The 14697-nt window shown below is 65.3% G+C and carries 8 protein-coding genes; 7 read left to right on the top strand and 1 reads right to left on the bottom strand.

From position 1 onward, the window contains the following. Positions 1-15 precede the first annotated feature (15 nt). From AC066Y_RS20755 to treY, 6 genes are read left to right on the top strand one after another with little or no spacing between them, the layout of a single operon-like run. Positions 16-1965 carry an alpha-1,4-glucan--maltose-1-phosphate maltosyltransferase gene (locus AC066Y_RS20755; RefSeq protein ID WP_478275494.1) on the top strand — a complete coding sequence of 650 codons (1950 nt, stop codon included), beginning with the start codon at positions 16-18 and terminating at the stop codon, positions 1963-1965. 10 nt (positions 1966-1975) lie between these two features. Continuing rightward, entirely contained in the window at positions 1976-5281 is a 3306-nt protein-coding gene (gene treS / locus AC066Y_RS20760) for a maltose alpha-D-glucosyltransferase (RefSeq protein WP_478275495.1), read from the top strand. Further along, positions 5278-7425 carry a 1,4-alpha-glucan branching protein GlgB gene (gene glgB / locus AC066Y_RS20765; RefSeq protein WP_478275496.1) on the top strand — a complete coding sequence of 716 codons (2148 nt, stop codon included), beginning with the start codon at positions 5278-5280 and terminating at the stop codon, positions 7423-7425. The genes treS and glgB overlap by 4 nt, the downstream gene beginning before the upstream one ends. Before the next feature lie 3 nt (positions 7426-7428). Further along, a complete protein-coding gene (gene glgX / locus AC066Y_RS20770; RefSeq protein ID WP_478275497.1) occupies positions 7429-9501 on the top strand; it encodes a glycogen debranching protein GlgX in 2073 nt (690 codons plus the stop codon). After that, positions 9498-11252, top strand: a complete 1755-nt coding sequence (gene treZ, locus AC066Y_RS20775; protein WP_478275498.1) for a malto-oligosyltrehalose trehalohydrolase — start codon at positions 9498-9500, stop codon at positions 11250-11252. Before glgX ends, treZ begins: the two co-directional genes overlap by 4 nt. A gap of 4 nt (positions 11253-11256) precedes the next feature. Beyond that, complete coding sequence (gene treY, locus AC066Y_RS20780) at positions 11257-14040, top strand: malto-oligosyltrehalose synthase (RefSeq protein WP_478275499.1); 2784 nt, start codon at positions 11257-11259, stop codon at positions 14038-14040. A gap of 9 nt (positions 14041-14049) precedes the next feature. Here the strand turns inward: treY and AC066Y_RS20785 are convergent, their stop codons facing one another. After that, the gene (locus tag AC066Y_RS20785; RefSeq protein WP_092125961.1) at positions 14050-14358 is read right to left on the bottom strand and encodes a polyhydroxyalkanoic acid system family protein; all 309 of its coding nucleotides are present in this window, start codon (positions 14356-14358) and stop codon (positions 14050-14052) included. A 166-nt stretch (positions 14359-14524) separates the two neighbouring features. On the opposite strand from AC066Y_RS20785, the gene AC066Y_RS20790 reads away from it, so the two are divergent. Next, positions 14525-14689 carry a DUF3309 family protein gene (locus tag AC066Y_RS20790; RefSeq protein ID WP_021080901.1) on the top strand — a complete coding sequence of 55 codons (165 nt, stop codon included), beginning with the start codon at positions 14525-14527 and terminating at the stop codon, positions 14687-14689. Positions 14690-14697 lie beyond the last annotated feature (8 nt).

Consider the following 14697-nt stretch of genomic DNA (forward strand, 5'->3'; position numbering starts at 1 on the left):
AATGGCGGCATCACCGTGAACAAAACCGCCCGGCCTGTCGAGAGTGCCCACAGCACTTTTCATATTACCGATGTCTATCCGTCGGTTGATGGCGGCCGCTTTGCGGTCAAGCGCATCGCGGGCGAACCTGTCGAGGTGTGGGCCGACATCTACCGTGACGGACATGATGTGATCGCAGCGGCATTGGTGTGGCGGCATGAGGGCGACAGCGAATGGCAACACGCGCCGATGGCGCTGCACAGCGACGACCGCTGGGGCGGCGCCTTCGTGCCCGATCGGCCCGGCCGCTACAGCTTCGCGATCGAGGCCTGGACCGACGAATTCGCCAGCTGGCGGCATCGCTTCGAGCAGAAGCAGCGCGACGGTGGCGACCACACGCTGGATGCGGTCGAAGGCGCGGGCATGCTGACCCGGGCGCAGGCCGGTGGCCCAGCCGCGGCTGCCGTCATCATCAGGCAGTGCGAAATCTTTCTGCAAACCGGCGAGCCGGGCGCGCTGCTCGCACCGGAATTGCGTGAGGCGATGGCCGGCAGCCAGTTTCGCCGCGACCTGGTGCGATCGCAGCTCTATCCTCTCACCGCCGACCGGCCGCGGGCGCGCAGCGGCGCCTGGTACCAGATGTTTCCGCGCAGCCAGGGCAAGACACCGGGCGCACACGCGACCTTCAACGACTGCATCGCACGGCTGCCCGACATCGCCGCGATGGGCTTCGACGTCGTATTGCTGGCGCCGATCCACCCGATCGGGCGCACCCATCGCAAGGGCCGCAACAATGCCGCCATCGCCCAGGCAGGCGATCCCGGCAGCCCCTACGCAATCGGCGCGGCGGAGGGCGGCCACGACGCGGTCCATCCGGAGCTCGGCACGCTCGATGACTTCCGCGCTTTCGTGGCGGCATGCCAGGCCCATGGCCTCGAGGTTGCGCTCGATTTCGCGGTGCAATGCTCGCCCGATCATCCCTGGTTGACGGCACATCCGGAGTGGTTCAAGCGGCGTCCGGACGGATCGATGTGCACGGCCGAACATCCGCCGCAGCGCTGGGACGATGTCGTCAATCCGGATTTCGGATCCGAGGATGCCGCAGCGCTGTGGCGCGCGCTGCGCGATGTCGTGCTGTTCTGGGTCGAACAGCGCGTGAAGATATTCCGGGTCGACAATCCGCACACCAAGCCGCTGGCATTCTGGGAATGGCTGATCCGCGAGGTGCAGGATCGCGATCCGGACGTGCTGTTCCTTTCGGAAGCCTTCGCGCGGCCGAAACTGATGAAGGGTCTCGCCAAGCTCGGCTTCACGCAGTCGTACACCTACTTCACCTGGCGCACGCAGCGTTCCGAGCTCGAACAGTATCTCGGCGAGTTGATATCCTATCCCGATCGCGACTTTTTTCGGCCGAATTTCTTCGTCAACACACCTGACATCCTGCCCTTCCACCTGCAAAGCGGCGAATCCTGGATGTTCAAGTCGCGTCTCGCGCTGGCCGCGACGCTTTCAAGCAACTACGGCATCACCAGCGGCTACGAATTGCTCGAGCACACGCCGGTGCCCGGCCGCGAGGAATATCTCAACTCTGAGAAGTACGAGATCAGGGTTCGTGACTGGGATCAGGCCGGGAACATCAAGCCTTATATCGCGGCCCTCAACCAAATCCGGCGCGGCAATCCGGCCCTGCAACAATTCGCCGATCTGCGCTTTATCAATGTCGATGACGGCGGCGTGATCGGCTTCGTCAAGGAGGCGGCCGATCAGGGCAATGTGATCGCGGCCGCGATTGCATTGTCGGCCGAGCCCCGCGACGTCTGGCTTCCGCTCGGCGACGTCACGGTCGGCCTTGGCGATGCCCGCCGCCCCGTCACGGCCGTGGAAGACCTCGTCACCGGCGAGCGTCATGTGCTCGAATGGGGAGGCATCCGCCTGCGTCTGGATCCTGCGCGCGATCCCGCGTTGCTGTTGCGCTGTGTCGCCTGAAGGAGCCGTCATGAACGTATTCTCCTCCGTCAATAGCCAGGAGAAGGTCGCGACCGAGACCGCGGACCAGCTGTGGTACAAGGACGCCATCATCTACCAGCTGCACGTCAAGGCGTTCGCCGACAGCAACAATGACGGCATCGGCGACTTCGCAGGCCTGACGGAGAAGCTTGGTTATCTGCAGGAGCTCGGCGTCACCGCGCTTTGGCTGCTGCCGTTCTATCCCTCGCCCGGCCGCGACGACGGCTACGACATCGCCGATTACGGCGACATCAACCCCGATTTCGGAACGATGAAGGACTTCAAGCGCTTCATCCAGGAGGCCAAGAAGCGCGGCTTGCGCGTCATCACCGAGCTCGTCATCAACCACACCTCGGACCAGCACGCCTGGTTCAAGCGCGCGCGCCGCAGCCCGCCGAATTCGAGCGCGCGTAGCTGGTATGTATGGAGCGACACCGACCAGAAATACCTCGATACCCGCATCATCTTCACCGACACGGAAAAGTCGAACTGGACCTGGGATCCGGAAGCCGGCCAGTTCTACTGGCACCGCTTCTTCTCGCACCAGCCAGACTTGAACTTCGACAATCCCCGCGTGGTCCGCGCCATCGTGCAGGTGATGAAGCGCTGGCTCGACACCGGCGTCGACGGCTTCCGGCTCGACGCCATTCCCTATCTGTGCGAGCGCGACGGCACCAACAATGAGAACCTGCCGGAGACGCATGCCATCATCAAACGGCTGCGCCAGGAGCTCGACGCCTATGCCAAGGGCAAGATCCTGCTGGCCGAAGCCAATCAATGGCCGGAGGACGTGCAGGAATATTTCGGCCATGGCGACGAATGCCACATGGCCTATCACTTCCCGCTGATGCCGCGCATCTACATGGCGATCGCGCAGGAAGACCGCTTTCCGATCACCGACATCCTCAGGCAGACGCCCGACATTCCGGCAGCCGCCCAGTGGGCGCTGTTCCTGCGCAATCACGACGAGCTGACCCTGGAAATGGTCACCGACGTCGAGCGCGACTATCTGTGGTCGACCTACGCCAACGATCCGCGCGCCCGCATCAATGTCGGCATCCGCCGCCGCCTTGCGCCGCTGATGGACAACGACCGCCGCAAGATCGAGCTGATGAACTCGCTCTTGCTGTCGTTCCCCGGCACGCCGATCATCTACTACGGCGACGAGATCGGCATGGGCGACAACATCTATCTCGGCGACCGCAACGGCGTGCGGACGCCGATGCAATGGTCGCCGGACCGCAACGGCGGCTTCTCGCGCGCCGACCCGGCGCGGCTCTACGCGCCGACGATCATGGACCCGGTCTACGGCTATGAGGCCGTCAATGTCGAGGCTCAATCGCGCAGCCTGTCGTCGCTGCTGTCGGCGACCAAGCGGCTGATCGCGGTGCGCAAGTCGACGCTTGCCTTCGGGCGCGGCACCATGACCTTCATCCGCCCCGAGAACCGCTCGGTGCTCGCCTATGTCAGGCAGTACCAGGGCGAGGCGATCCTGTGCGTCGCCAATTTGTCGCGCTCGGCGCAGGCCACCGAACTCGACCTCTCCGCCTTCAAGGACCGCATTCCGCTCGAGATGCTCGGACGCACGCGCTTCCCGGCGATCGGCGAGCTGCCCTACATGATCACGCTGGCGCCCTACGGCTTCTACTGGTTCCAGCTGCAGGAGCGCGACAAGTCCGAGCCGGTGAAGCCGCGGGCGGTGCCGGAGTTCGAGACGCTGGTCGTGCCGCTCGGTTCGACCTGGACGTCGCTGGCGCGGGAGCGCGGCGTGTTCGAGCACGACGTGCTGCCCGGCCATCTCGCCCGCTCGCGCTGGTACCCGGAGCATTCCGCGAAAGCGATCCAGCCGACGCTGGTGTCCGCGATCCCGTTCTGCGACATCGGTGACAACCGGCCCTGGCTGATCTTCTTCGAAACCACGGAGCGCGGCACCACAAGCCGCTACGTGCTGCCGATGCAGATCGAATGGGTGCGCTTCGACCGCGAGCGCTACAACCCGCGCGCCTTTGCCGCGATCCGTCAGGGCGCGCGCGAGGGCACGCTGCTCGATGTCGCCACCGACCAGATCTTCACCGGCCTGTTCCTGCGCAATCTCAGGGAAAACCTCACGGTCGACGAGGGCGAACAGGGCCTGAAGCTCGAATTCCGGCCGACCAGCCGCTTCTCCGACCGCCCGGTCCGGCAGCCCGAGCGGATCCGCGTCTTCGAGAACGATCAGCCGCATTCGACCGCGCTGGTCGACAACGAATATGTCACCAAGATCTACCGGAAGCTCGAGGTCGGCATCAATCCGGAGATCGAGATGGGCCGCTTCCTGACCGAAGTGATCAATTTCCCCAACACACCCGCATTGCTCGGCACATCGGAACTGGTGGAGGGTGACAATCGCAGCGCGATCGCGGTGCTGCACGCCATGGTGGTCAACCAGGGCGACCTCTGGACCGTCGCCGCTGCGCACCTCGATCGCCTCGTCGAGCGGCAGCGCCTGCTGGCGGCGAGCGAAAATCCCGACGAGAACGGCGATCATGCGACTTATCTGCGCCATCTGTCGCACAGCGGAAAACGTCTCGCCGAGCTGCACATCGCGCTCGCCAGCAACCGCGACCTGCCGGACTTCGCGCCCGAACCGACCAGGCCCGAAGATCTGCAGCGCTGGAGCGACGAGATCATGGCGCGCGCCGAACGCGTGTTCGACACGCTGAAGCAGCGGCGCGGCTCCCTGAAAGAGGCCGACCGGCTGCTGGCCGATCAGTTGCAGGCCCAGCACGACATGCTGCCGGAACGGCTCAAAGCGCTGCTACCGCGCGAGACCGACGGGTTCAGCATCCGCCATCATGGCGATCTGCATCTCGGCCAGCTGCTGGTCGTCAAGGACGACGTCTTCATCATCGATTTCGACGGCGGACCGGGCCGCACCATCGCCGAGCGGCGCCGCAAGGCACCGGCGGCGCGCGACGTCGCCGGCCTGATCCGCTCGATCGACTATGCTGCGACCGCCGCGCTGGAACGGGCCCTCAAGGTCGCGCCCGACGAGAGCGGCAGGCTGAGCCTCGCTTTGGCCGAATGGCGCGACCAGGCCGCGGATACTGTGCTGGCGGCCTATCGCGAGACCATGGCCGGGCAGCGGCTGTGGCCCGCCGACGCCAGGGCGGCCGACCGCCTGCTCAACTTTTTCCTGCTTGAGAAAGCCTTCTACGAGATCGAGTATGAGCTGGCCAATCGGCCGGATTGGCTCCGCGTCCCACTGACTGGCCTGTTGAGACTCCTGGCCCAACAGCCGCATGAGGTTGCATGACCAAACTGCCCGCCGAGGCCTATGCCATCATCGAGGGCCGCCACTCCGATCCGTTCCACTATCTCGGGCTTCATGCCGAGGGGGATCGCAACGTCGTGCGCGCCTTCCTGCCTGATGCCAGCTATGTCGAGGCGATCGGAGAGCATGGCGAGGCGGCGCCGCTGGCCAGAATCCATGACGCCGGCCTGTTCGCGGGTCCCTTGCCGAACGGCTCGACGCGCTACCAGCTCCGCGCCCGCTTCGGCGACAACGTCGTCGAACTGGAGGATGCCTACCGCTTTCCCCCGATCCTGAGCGATTTCGATCTCTATCTGCTCGGTGAAGGAACGCATCTGCGCGTCTACGACACGCTCGGCGCCCATCCGATGACGCTCGACGGCGTCGACGGCATCGGCTTTGTGGTGCTGGCGCCGAATGCGCGGCGGGTCAGCGTGGTCGGCGACTTCAATTTCTGGGACGGACGGCGGCATCCGATGCGGGTGCGCGGCCCGGGCTATTGGGAGCTGTTCATCCCGCGCGCACGCGTCGGCGACCATTACAAGTTCGAGATCATCGGGCGCAACGGCCAGCATCTGCCGCTGAAGTCCGATCCGCTGGCGTTCGCCGCCGAGGTGCGTCCGAAGACCGCCTCGATCGTGATCGACGAGCGCAAGATCCCGCATCCGCGCCCGGCGCCCGATCGCGTCAACGCGCTGAGCTCGCCGATGTCGATCTACGAGGTTCATCTCGGATCGTGGCGCCGCAAGGGTCGCAATGAGTGGCTGACCTATCGCGAGATGGCGGAGCAGCTTCCGGCCTACGCCAGCGACATGGGCTTCACCCATATCGAATTCCTGCCCATCACCGAGCATCCGTTCGACGGCTCGTGGGGCTATCAGCCGACCGGTATGTTCGCGCCGACCAGCCGCTTCGGCTCGCCCGATGATTTCGCCGCGCTGATCGATGCCTGCCATGGCGCAGGCCTTGCCGTGCTGCTCGACTGGGTCCCCGGGCATTTCCCCGATGATCCGCACGGTCTCGGCAATTTCGACGGCACCGCGCTCTACGAGCACGCCAATCCGCTGCAGGGCCGCCACCTCGATTGGGGCACGCTGATCTACAATTACGGGCGCACCGAGGTCACCAACTTCCTGGTGTCGAACGCGCTGTTCTGGCTCGATCGCTACGGCATCGACGGGCTGCGCGTCGATGCGGTCGCCTCCATGCTGTATCTCGACTACAGCCGTCCCGCCGGCGGCTGGATTCCGAACAAATATGGCGGCCGGGAGAACATCGAGGCAATCGACTTCCTGCGCCGCTTCAACACCGAACTCTACGCACACTTCCCGCAGGCAATGACGGCGGCGGAGGAATCCACCGCGTGGCCGCAGGTGTCGCGGCCGGTCGAATATGGCGGGCTCGGCTTCGGCTACAAGTGGAACATGGGCTGGATGCATGACACGCTGAAATATATCAGCAAGGATCCCATCCACCGCAAATTCCATCACGGCGACATCCTGTTCGGCCTGCACTACGCCTTCTCGGAGAACTTCATCCTGCCGCTGTCCCACGACGAGGTCGTGCACGGCAAGCGCTCGATCCTCGGCCGCATGCCCGGCGACGACTGGCAGCGCTTCGCCAATCTGCGCGCCTATTACAGCTTCATGTTCGGCCATCCCGGCAAGAAGCTGATGTTCATGGGCTGCGAGTTCGGCCAGGAGCGCGAGTGGAATCACGACCACTCGATCGACTGGCATTTGCTGCAACAGCCGAGGCACGGCGGCATCCAGAACCTGGTCCGCGACCTCAACCGGCTCTATCGCGCGCTGCCGGCGCTGCACGAGCTCGACTGCGACCAGGCCGGCTTCGAATGGGTCATCACCGACGACGCCAGCAACAATGTGTTCGGCTGGATCCGCAAGGGCAATGATGCGCGCGCCCGCTGCCTCGTGGTCCTGAACTTCTCGCCCAACGTCTACCGCAACTATCGCGTCCGGGTGCCGTTCGCGGGCAAGTGGCACGAGGTGTTCAACTCGGATTCCTCCTATTACGGCGGCACCAATGTCGGCAATATCGGCGAGGTCCGTGCCTCGGAGGGCGCCACGCCCGAGCTGAGCCTGACCATTCCGCCGCTGGCTGCGATCTTTCTTGTACCGGAAAGCTGATTCATGCGACTGACCGGGGGTACGTCCGCACGGCTCGGTGCAAGCTGGGACGGCAGAGGCACCAATTTTGCGCTGTTCTCGGCGAATGCGGAGAAGGTGGAGCTGTGCCTGTTCGACGGCCAGGGCCGCCGCGAGCTCGAGCGGATCGAGATGCCGGAGCGCACCGAGGACGTCTGGCATTGCTATCTCAACGACGTCTCGCCGGGCCAGCTCTACGGCTATCGCGTCTACGGGCCCTACGCGCCGGAGCGCGGCCACCGCTTCAACGCCAACAAGCTGTTGCTCGATCCCTATGCCAAGCGGCTCGCCGGCCGGCTGGTGTGGAGCGATGCGCATTTCGCCTATCGCACCGGCAGCGCGCGTGAGGACCTTTCGTTCGACCGGCGCGACAATGCCCGCGGCATGCCGAAGGCGGTGGTGGTCGACGAGACCTTCAACTGGGGCCGCCGCGAGATCCGGCCGCAGGTTCCCTGGCAAGACACCATCATTTATGAAGCCCACGTCAAGGGCCTGACGCAGAAGCGCGAGGACGTGCCGCCGAACCTGCGCGGCACCTATGGCGGGCTGTCGTCGCCGGCGATGATCGACCACCTCAAGCGGCTCGGCGTCACCACCATCGAGCTGTTGCCGATCCACGGCCTGATCGACGACCGTGTCCTGGTCGAGAAGAAGCTGTCGAATTACTGGGGCTACAACACCATCGCCTTCTTCGCGCCGGAGGCACGCTACGCCCAGGACAATGCGCTGGACTCGTTTCGCACCACGGTGGCGCGGCTGCACGATGCCGGCATCGAGGTGCTGCTCGACGTCGTCTACAACCACACCGCCGAGGGCAACCACATGGGCCCGACGCTGTGCTTCCGCGGCATCGACAACGCCTCCTATTACTGGCTGAACCGCGAGAACCCGCGCTTCTACGACGACTTCACCGGCTGCGGCAGCTCGGTCAACCTCACCCATCCGCGCGTGCTGCAGATGGTGATGGATTCGCTGCGCTACTGGGTCGAGGTCTGCCATGTCGACGGCTTCCGCTTCGATCTCGCCACGACGCTGGCGCGCGGGCCCAACGGCTTCGATCGCAACCATCCCTTCCTCACCGCGATCCGCCAGGACCCGGTGCTGGCGACCGCCAAGATGGTCGCCGAGCCCTGGGACCTCGGTCTCGGCGGCTACCAGGTCGGCGCGTTTCCGTCGCAATGGTCGGAATGGAACGACCGCTATCGCAGCGCGATGCGGCGCTACTGGAGCGGCGAAGGCAGCCTGATCGGCGACATCTCGGGCCGCATGACGGCGTCCTCGGATCTGTTTCACCACGACAACCGCGCGACCCGCGCCAGCGTCAATCACATCACGGTGCATGACGGCTTCACGCTCGCCGATCTCTTCAGCTACAACGAGAAGCACAATGAGGCCAATGGCGAGGACAATCGCGACGGCTCCAACGACAATCACAGCAACAATTGCGGTCATGAAGGCCCGACCGATGATCCCGCCATCATCGCGCTGCGCCGCCAGCTCAGGAAGAACGCGCTGGCCTGCCTGCTGCTCGCACAGGGCACGCCACTGATCCTCGCCGGCGACGAGGTCGCCAACACGCAAGCCGGCAACAACAACGCCTATTGCCAGGACAATGAGACCGGCTGGATCGGCTGGGAGAATCTCGGCACCGACGACGACGCCATCGCCTTCATCGGTCATCTCACCGCGCTCCGCCAGCGCTTCGGCCAGATCCGCTGCCAGAGCTGGCTCGACGGCCGCCGCGCCGACGGCAGCTATGGTGTGATCTGGCTGACGCCATCAGCGGAGGAAATGAAGGAGTCCGACTGGAAATTCCCGGAAAGCCGGTTCCTCGCCTACGTGCTGGGGCCGATGGAACAAGGTCAGGCGCCGATCTTTATCGTGCTCAATGCCGCGCCGCAGGAGATCGTGTTCAGGATGCCGAGGATCGCGGAATACAGGAGCTGGCAGCAGGTCTTGAATACGACCAAGGCAGAACAGACGGCCGAGCAATTTGCGGCCGGCGCCGACAACACGGCACCGCCGCGCTCGGTGCTGGCATTTGCAGGCGCCGCATGAGCAGTGCGCAGCATTTCGGACCCGAACTGACCGCGGACGGTGCGCGCTTCCGGCTCTGGGCGCCGGCGGCCAAACGTGTCGACCTCCTGCTCGACAAGCCGCACGCGCTCACGCGCGATGCCGCCGGCTGGTACGTCGCCGAGATCACGGGCGCGCGCGCCGGCACGCGTTACAAATTCCGCATCGATGACAACGTCGACGTGCCCGACCCGGCCTCCGCGTTCCAGCCGGACGACGCGTTCGGCCCGAGCCAGGTGATCGATCACTCAGCCTTCAAATGGCGCGCGACCGGGTGGCGCGGCCGTCCCTGGCACGAGGCCGTCATCCTCGAGGCCCATGTCGGCACCTTCACGCCGGAGGGCACCTACCGCGCCATGATCGACAAGCTCGATCATCTGGTGGCAACCGGCATCACCGCGCTCGAACTGATGCCGCTGGCGGATTTCGCAGGCAAGCGTAACTGGGGCTATGACGGCGTGCTGTGGTATGCACCCGACAGTGCCTACGGCCGCCCCGAGGACCTCAAGACCCTGATCGACGAAGCGCATCTGCGCGGTCTGATGGTGATGCTCGACGTGGTCTACAACCATTTCGGCCCCGAAGGGAATTACCTCGGCCGCTATGCGCCCACCTTCTTCAGCGACGCGCATACGCCATGGGGCAGCGCGATCGATTACCGCGTGCCCGAGGTACGCGCGTTTGCGATCGGCAGCGTCGTCAGCTGGCTGCGCGACTATCGCTTCGACGGGCTGCGCTTCGACGCGGTCAACACCATCGTCGAAGCCGGCGAAATCTCCATCCTGCATGACTTCAGCATGGCTGCCGGCAAGCTCGCCACGGAGACCGGCCGGCACATCAACCTGGTGCTCGAGAACGGCGACAACATTGCAAGCCTGCTCGATGCCGCCGAGGACCCGCCGCGCGGCAAATTCCGCGGCCAATGGAACGACGACTATCATCACGCCTGGCATGTGCTGCTGACCGGCGAAGCGCAGGGCTATTATGGCGACTACCGGACGCCGAAGCAGGACCTCGCACGCGCGCTGTCGTCCGGCTACGTCTATCAGGGCGAAGTCTCGACATTCTGGGGCGGCAAGGCCCGCGGCGAGCCGAGCGGCGCGCTGTCACCGACCTGCTTCATCAACTTCCTGCAGAACCACGACCAGATCGGCAACCGGCCACTGGGCGATCGGCTCGAGAGCATCGCAAAGCCGCAGGCGATCGAGGCGGCGTTGGCGGTCACATTGATCGCGCCGACCACGCCAATGCTGTTCATGGGCGAGGAATGGGGCGCGACCACGCCCTTCCCGTTCTTCTGCGATTTCAAGGGCGACCTCGCCAACGCCGTCCGCGCCGGCCGGCGCAAGGAATTCGCCTGGGCCTATGCCAAATACGGCGACGACATACCCGACCCGCTTGCCGAGGCGACGGTGCGATCGGCCGTACTCGACTGGTCGACGCTTGGCCACGATCCCGCGCGCGCGCGGCTCGCGCTGGTGCGCGACCTGCTCGCCGTGCGCCGGCGCGAGATCACGCCGCGGCTCATCGGGGCACGCTTCGGCGGCGACCGCGTCACGGGCGATCTCTTGACCGCGCATTGGCGGATGGGTGACGGCCGCACGCTGTGGCTCACAGCCAATTTGTCGGATCGGGAGATCAGCGGCGCAGCGGAACCGAAGGGAACTGCGATCTGGGGCGGCGCGTTGTCGAGCGACCTCCCCGGCTGGGCGGTGCGCTGGCACATCGGATAGTACAATGCCTCCGGCGATCCCGATCGCAACCTACCGACTGCAACTCACTGCCGATTTCGACTTCGATGCCGCCGCCGCCGTGGCGCCGTATCTGAAGGCGCTCGGCATCAGCCATGTCTATGCCTCGCCTTTCATGAAGGCGCGCAAGGGATCGACCCATGGCTATGACGTCGTCGACCACACCAAGTTCAACCCGGAGCTCGGCGGCGAAGAGGGCTTTGCGCGGCTCAGCGATGCGCTGAAGCGCAATGATCTCGGCCTGATCCTGGATTTCGTGCCGAACCATGTCGGCGTGCACTTTGCCGACAATCCGTGGTGGCTCGACGTGCTGGAATGGGGGCCGGTGTCGCCGCACGCGATCTCCTTCGACATCGATTGGGACCTCCTGCCCTATCGCGCGCGCGGCGGCGTGCTGCTGCCGATCCTCGGCTCATCCTATGGCCAGGCGCTGGAGCGCGGCGAGATCGAGCTGCGCTACGATGCGAGCGAAGGCAGTTTCTCCGCCTGGTATTTCGAGCACCGCCTGCCGATCGCGCCGGAGCGCTATGGCGAGGTGCTGCGAACCGTCGCCCGCGAGGCCTGCGCAGAAGACAGCGCAGCCGGACGGGCGCTGCTCGAACTCGCGGCGCGGTACCGCGGGCTGCGTCACCCGAACCGCAAGGAAGCGCCGGCCCTGAAGGCGGCCATCCAGGCGATCGAGGGCAGTGCCGAGATCATCGCGCGCGGGCTCGATGCCTATCGCGCCAGCGAGGACCGGCCCACGCAGACGTTGGCGCTGCATCACCTTCTGGAGCGCCAGCACTACAAGCTCGGCCACTGGCGGCTTGCCTCCAGCGACATCAACTATCGCCGCTTCTTCGACGTCAACACCCTCGCCGGCCTCAGGGTCGAGGATGCCGCCACCTTCGAGGCGAGCCATAGTCTCGTGAAGCGTCTGATCGGGGAAGACCGGCTGCAAGGCCTGCGGCTCGATCATATCGACGGCCTGCGCGATCCCGCCCAGTATTTCCAGCGCCTGCGCCGCCTGATCCGCTCCGCGCAGGGCGCCAAGGCCAAGCCGTTCTACATGGTGATCGAGAAGATCCTCGGCGAGGACGAGAAGCTGACGAAATTCAACGGCGTCCATGGCACCACCGGCTATGAATGGATGAACACGATCAGCCGGGCGCTGGTCGAAGGCGGTGGCCTCGACCCACTCAACGAGATCTGGCGTCAGGTCAGCAATCAGTCGCCGAATTTGACGCCGGTGCTGCGCGCTGCCAAGCGCCGCGTGCTGGAGACATTGCTGACCAGCGAATTCACCGTGCTGGCGCGGCTGCTGGCGCGTATCGCCAGCGGGCACTATTCGACCCGCGATTTCTCCGCCGACAGCCTGCGGCAGGCGCTCGAGCTCTATGTGCTGCACTTCCCGGTCTATCGGACCTATCTCACCGCCTCGGGACCAGCCGCGCATGACCGCGCGTTGATCAGCGCGACTATCGAGCGCGCCCGCGCCGACTGGTTCGCCGCCGACGAAGGCATCTTCGACTTCCTGCGCGATGCCTTGACCATGGACCTCTTGAAGCCGGGCCGGCCGCCGCACAGCGCGCCGCGGGTGCGGCGCTTCGCGCTGAAGGTGCAGCAATTCACCGGGCCGATGATGGCGAAGTCGCTGGAGGACACCACCTTCTATCGCTACCACCGCCTGCTGGCACTCAACGAGGTCGGCGGCGATCCGGCGGCGAGCGCGATTACGCCTGAGACCTTCCACGCCATGATGCAGACCCGTGCCCGCGAATGGCCGCACGGCATGACGGCGACCGCAACCCACGACACCAAGCGCGGCGAGGACGCCCGCGCCCGGATCATGGCGCTCGCGGAGATCCCCGGCGAATGGACCAGCGCGGTGGCGCGCTGGAAGGTGCTCAACGCGCCGCATCTGGTGCTCGACGGCGAGATGCGCGCCCCATCGGCGACGTTCGAATACATGCTGTATCAGGCCCTGCTCGGCGCCTGGGACCCCGACGATACATCGCTGGTCGGGCGTATTCAGGCCTATGCCCTGAAGGCCGCGCGCGAGGGCAAGCAGGAGACCAGCTGGCTCAATCCGCACCAAGCTTACGAAGCGAGCGTGAAGACCTTCATCGCGCGGATCCTCGATCGCAAGGTCTCGCCTGAATTCCTCGATGCGCTGGAGACGCTGGCGCAACGCACCGCGCTGATCGGCGCGCTGAACTCGCTGAGCCAGATCACCCTGAAGGCGACGATGCCGGGGGCGCCGGATTTCTATCAGGGCACCGAAAGCTGGGATCTTTCGCTCGTCGACCCCGACAACCGCCGTCCGGTCGATTTCGCCGGACGAGCGGACATGCTCCCGGCGCTGGAGGCGCCGGACTGGGACGCGCTGGCGCAAAGCTGGCACGATGGCCGCCTGAAGTTCGCATGGACGCGGCATCTGCTGCGGCTGCGCAACGAGCTGCCCGAGGTCTTCACCAGCGGCGACTACCAGCCGCTCACGGTCAGTGGCCCGCATCGCGATCATGTCATCGCCTTCGCACGGCGCCATGGCCGCGAGGCGGTCATCGTCGCGGTGGCGAAATCACTTGCCCCGTTCACGCAGGGCGGGCGCAGCTGGCCGCGCCCCGAAGCCTTTGAAGGCGAGATCGACGTGGCTGGATACGCGCTCCCGGCCGGCGACAGCAGGATTCAGCTCTCGACGCTGTTCGCTAGGCTGCCGGTCGCGGTGCTGGAGGCGAAGGCTGCGGTTGGACCGAAGCAAGCCGCAAGACGCGCACGCGTACACAGCTAACGTCGCGCGTCAACGCTTGGTCAGCAGCAACTGCCCGCTCTTCTGGATCGCGGCCTGCGCGACCTCGGCGAAGCGCTGCAGCAGCCACGGCAATGTCACTTCCAGGCGGACATGGGTATCCTCGACATCGAGATGTCCGGCCGCGACCTGTCCCAGCGCGCGGACGCGGAAGCTCATGCGGTTATTCTCCCAGCGCTCTTCGTCGACGCTCATCACGGGCACGTTCGCCGCTGCGCGCGACAGGCCTGTCTTCAGGCGGCGCATCGCCTCGTCGCGGCCGAGGCTGTGGGGAATCGAGACGATCAGCGGAGCCGACATCGCGGTGCACTCCTCCATGGATTCCGCTGATGTAATTGTGTTCCAGCGCAAACGGAAGGACCAGACAGGTTTATCGCGCCGCCGAATCCGGAACCTTCGTAGTTCCCACGTGTTTCCTTTCCCGAAGGGCAGAGATCAATGGGCCCACGGGCTGAGGAGAGACTCAATGTCAATTGGAACGATCATTCTCATTATTCTGGTCATTGCGCTGCTTGGCGGCTTCAGCGGCATCGGCGGCGGACCGTTCTACGGGACAGGCTACTATGGCGGCGGCGGCCTCGGCCTGGTGATCGTGATCCTGCTGATCCTGCTCCTGCTGGGACGCCTCTAGCGCCGCCC

This window comes from Bradyrhizobium sp. USDA3010 (genome assembly GCF_056429065.1).